This window comes from Bacillus sp. JJ1566 (assembly GCF_036962685.1).
In the GTDB taxonomy this organism is placed as follows: Bacteria; Bacillota; Bacilli; order Bacillales; family Bacillaceae_L; genus Ferdinandcohnia.
Genome location: NZ_JBALOP010000095.1, coordinates 1 through 3864 on the forward strand (window position 1 = coordinate 1; position 3864 = coordinate 3864).

General features: G+C 39.3%; 4 protein-coding genes. 1 reads left to right on the forward strand and 3 read right to left on the reverse strand.

Annotation, left to right across the window (positions count from 1 at the left end):
- Positions 1-202: 202 nt before the first annotated feature.
- From V7112_RS23670 to V7112_RS23680, 3 genes are all read right to left on the reverse strand, one after another.
- Complete coding sequence (locus V7112_RS23670; RefSeq protein WP_335424419.1) at positions 203-976, reverse strand: DUF2268 domain-containing protein; 774 nt, start codon at positions 974-976, stop codon at positions 203-205.
- Between the two features lie 88 nt (positions 977-1064).
- On the reverse strand, positions 1065-2303 hold the full coding sequence (fabF, locus tag V7112_RS23675; RefSeq protein ID WP_335424421.1) for a beta-ketoacyl-ACP synthase II: 1239 nt from the start codon (positions 2301-2303) through the stop codon (positions 1065-1067).
- Positions 2304-2373: 70 nt separating this feature from the next.
- The gene (locus V7112_RS23680; protein WP_335424423.1) at positions 2374-3306 is read right to left on the reverse strand and encodes a beta-ketoacyl-ACP synthase III; all 933 of its coding nucleotides are present in this window, start codon (positions 3304-3306) and stop codon (positions 2374-2376) included.
- Positions 3307-3575: 269 nt separating this feature from the next.
- Between V7112_RS23680 and V7112_RS23685 the strand changes: the two genes are divergently transcribed.
- The gene (locus V7112_RS23685; protein ID WP_335424425.1) at positions 3576-3833 is read left to right on the forward strand and encodes a hypothetical protein; all 258 of its coding nucleotides are present in this window, start codon (positions 3576-3578) and stop codon (positions 3831-3833) included.
- The last annotated feature ends 31 nt before the right edge of the window (positions 3834-3864 follow it).

The window sequence follows — 3864 nt, forward strand, 5'->3', positions numbered from 1 at the left end:
TGCTTATCCGGCATTTATGATATGACATTTTCCTGTTTTATCCATAAGTCCTTGCTTATCCAGCATTTATGATATGACTTTTTCCTGTTTTATCCATAAGCTATGACTTATCCGTTTTTCCACATCACTCTTTCCTATTTTTCACCAAAAACCCTATCAAACCACAAAAAAACCACAGGCTCTTCCACTCCTGCGGTTAAAATCAAAGATACTCCTTTACAAACTCCATTGAATCCACCCCTAAGATGTCTTGAGTTTGTAGTTTACCGGATTCCAAATAGTTTCGAACAAGATAGTAGCCCGCACAGTAGCCTGCCATTTTTGGGTAAAATCCCTTTCCATATAGTAGATCGGTATATCTTCGTTCATTTCTTTTTATATTTCGATTAGGGATAATGAGTTGTTCCACTAATTTTTGAAGCTCTTCATTGGAGTAATAGTTCGTCCAGCCTGCCAAATTTGCACTCCCACATCGTTCGCGGACCGCATTTTCCGCAAATCCTTCTAATATCACTGTATCCAAAAGCGTAAAATCCGCTTCGTTTTTTTTGTATTTTTTTAATCGACACACATGATTGTATTCATGGGTTAAGACGGCTTTAATTTCTGAATGTGTATTATGCGATGAGAAAAATAGAAATAATTTGTCCTTAAACGCAAGGCCAGATTTTCCGTTAAAATCGCGTTTGATTTTGGAGTTGGTTTCATCAGCTGGAAAAATGAATATCGGAATCTGCGGGCCGCTCCATTGTTTTTGCAAGACTTCATATTCTTTTTCTACTTTAGCCCACACATTTTTTGGAAGCTTTTCAAGTAAAGGCTCAGAGATTGACCTATACATTCCATGCATTTTTAAATATTGGTAAATATCGCGTGCAGCTGCTCCCTTTGAAAAATAGCTTGTTAGTTTTTTACAAAGTTCAACTGGATTTTCATGTGATTCCTTTAACCATTGGTCCGTACGGATTATCCCCATTCCTTCACTTCCTTTCGCAGCAATATATCGTATTCAACTCCACAAAAAAAAGAACCAGACCACTTGGCCTGATTCCTTTACTTATTTTTTATTGATATTTCTTAAATAGGATGGTTGCGTTGTGTCCACCGAAACCTAGGGAGTTACTTAAGGCTACATTAACTTCCTGCTCTCTTGCTTTATTTGGAACATAGTCTAAGTCACATTCTGGATCTGGTGTTTCATAATTTATCGTCGGTGGGATGATTCCTTCTTTAATCGCTAGTATTGAGAAGATCGCTTCCACACCGCCCGCAGCTCCGAGCAAATGTCCTGTCATTGATTTTGTTGAACTAATTGCTACTTTATAAGCATTCTCGCCAAAAACTTCTTTGATTGCTGCAGTTTCAAACTTATCGTTGTAATCTGTGCTAGTACCGTGAGCATTGATGTAATCAACATCACTTGGAGAAAGTCCTGCATCTGCAATGGCTTGTCGCATTGCGCGAGCTCCGCCCTCACCACCAGGTGCTGGAGCCGTAATATGATGGGCATCTCCAGTTGCACCATAACCAACTATTTCTGCGTAGATATGAGCACCGCGTGCTAGCGCATGTTCTAGTTCTTCAAGAACAAGAATTCCAGCTCCCTCACCCATTACAAATCCATCACGATTTTTATCAAATGGACGACTTGCTGTACTTGGATCCGGGTTTAACGATAATGCTCTTGCTGAAACGAAACCAGCAAATGACATATTCGTTAACGGAGCTTCAGTTCCACCTGTAATCATTACGTCCGCGTCTCCGCGCTGGATTACTTTAAACGCATCCCCAATTGAGTTCGTACCAGTCGCACATGCTGTCACTGTACATGTGTTGATTCCTTTTGCCCCAATAGCGATTGATACTTGACCAGCTGCCATATCCGGAATCATCATTGGTACATAGAATGGACTTACACGACGATAGCCTTTTTCTAAGAAAATTTTGTGCTGTTCTTCATGTGTTTCCATACCACCAATACCTGAACCAATCCATACTCCTACGCGTGGAGCAATTTCATCAGTGATCGTTAAGTTTGCATCTTCAACAGCCATAAAGGAAGCGGCCATTGCATATTGTGTGAAGCGGTCCATACGACGTACTTCTTTTTTATCCATATAATTTTCAGGATTAAAATCCTTTAATTCCGCTGCTACCTTTGCAGGTAAGCCTTCGATATTCACTCTTGTTAATGGACCGATACCTGAGATGCCATTTTTAGCATTTTCCCAAGTCGTTTTCACATCATTGCCTAACGGCGAAACCGTGCCCATTCCTGTAACTACTACACGTTTCTTTTGCATAACGTTTTCTCCTTCCAACCTTTTTCAAAATTGTATCCTTTGCTACGACAATTCTGGTTAAAATCCTTTCTTATCGGCCCCATTTGATACAGATGGCACCCCAGGTTAAACCTCCACCAAATCCTACCATTACTATTACGTCATCGTCTTTAATTTTTCCTGCTTGGATATCCTCAACAATTGAAATTGGGATTGAGGCTGCAGATGTATTTCCGAACTGATTGACTGTTTTTGACATCTTTTCAACTGGGAGTTCAAGTCTTTCCCTAGAAGCTTCCATGATTCGAATATTTGCTTGGTGTGGGATTAAGTAATCTACATCCTCCCGTGTCAATCCTGCTTTTTCCAGAACATTCACACTGGATTCACCCATTTGTCTTACTGCAAATTTGAATACTTCGCGACCATTCATAATAATATGTTCGTCTTGGTAAAGATGTTTAGCACCTGTACCGTCTGCACCTAATTCAAATGAAAGAATTCCTCTGCCTTCTGAAACTTCACCAAGGACTGCTGCACCCGCTCCGTCTCCGAATAATACGGCTGTATTTCTGTCGCTCCAGTCCACGACTTTTGAAAGTTTTTCAACACCTACTACTAGTACGTGCTTGTAGGTTCCAGTTTCGATGAATTGTTTACCTGTGATAATTCCGTACATAAATCCTGCACATGCCGCACCAATATCCATTGCAGCTGCATTTTTCGCACCTAAACGTTCTTGAATCATACATGCTACAGATGGAAATGGATGGTCAGGCGTTACTGTAGCTACGATGATCATATCTAATTCTTGCGGTGTGATTCCTGCATCTTCAATTGCTTTACGTGCTGCCTCATAAGCCATATCAGATGTATTTGTATCATCATCTGCAATTCTACGTTCCTCTATTCCTGTTCTTGTACGAATCCATTCATCTGATGTGTCTAGAATTTTTTCAAGATCCTGGTTTGTTACCACTTTTTCTGGTACGAATCGATTGATTCCGATTATTCCTACACCCATACAAACATCTCCCTTTTTTATGAGAAAACAAAAGTTTATGAATAAGCTTTTTATATTCCGAGCTATTCTTATTATCAAATCTTATGACTTGGTACTAATTTTAATTCATTTTTTACATGTTATCAACTCTTTGGTTTTATTTTTTGTAAGATTCCACATTAACCTATTGTTATACGTGATACAGGCCTATTTCATTTTGTGCGGGGATACATAAGATTATAGTAATCGTTTTCGATAGAAAATTTTTACGTATAGGTTGGTGATAAAAGATGAGTAATGAACATGAGGATGTTGAAAAAAAACAAGGGGGAGAGCAAGAACATTCCGGGATGAACCGGTTTGATCGACTGATGTTTGGCCAACGTGCTAGGAAAGTTGAAAATGAAGCTCCCGAAGTAAAGAATAAAGATGGAGTAGATTTCAATCAGCTGATGGGCCAAATAGATGATATTATGACTTCAATTGATAAAATCAAGCCAGCATTAAAAGACCTTTCACCACTCCTTGACTATTTCCGAAAAAAATAAGAAGCTATCACCTTAAACTGGTACCTATGTC

Excerpts from the sequence above, each read along its gene's own strand:
- V7112_RS23680 (WP_335424423.1), bottom strand. The coding sequence starts at position 3,306 with ATGGGTGTAGGAATAATCGGAATCAATCGATTCGTACCAGAAAAAGTG.
- V7112_RS23685 (WP_335424425.1), top strand. The coding sequence starts at position 3,576 with ATGAGTAATGAACATGAGGATGTTGAAAAAAAACAAGGGGGAGAGCAA.
- fabF (WP_335424421.1), bottom strand. The coding sequence starts at position 2,303 with ATGCAAAAGAAACGTGTAGTAGTTACAGGAATGGGCACGGTTTCGCCG.
- V7112_RS23670 (WP_335424419.1), bottom strand. The coding sequence starts at position 976 with ATGGGGATAATCCGTACGGACCAATGGTTAAAGGAATCACATGAAAAT.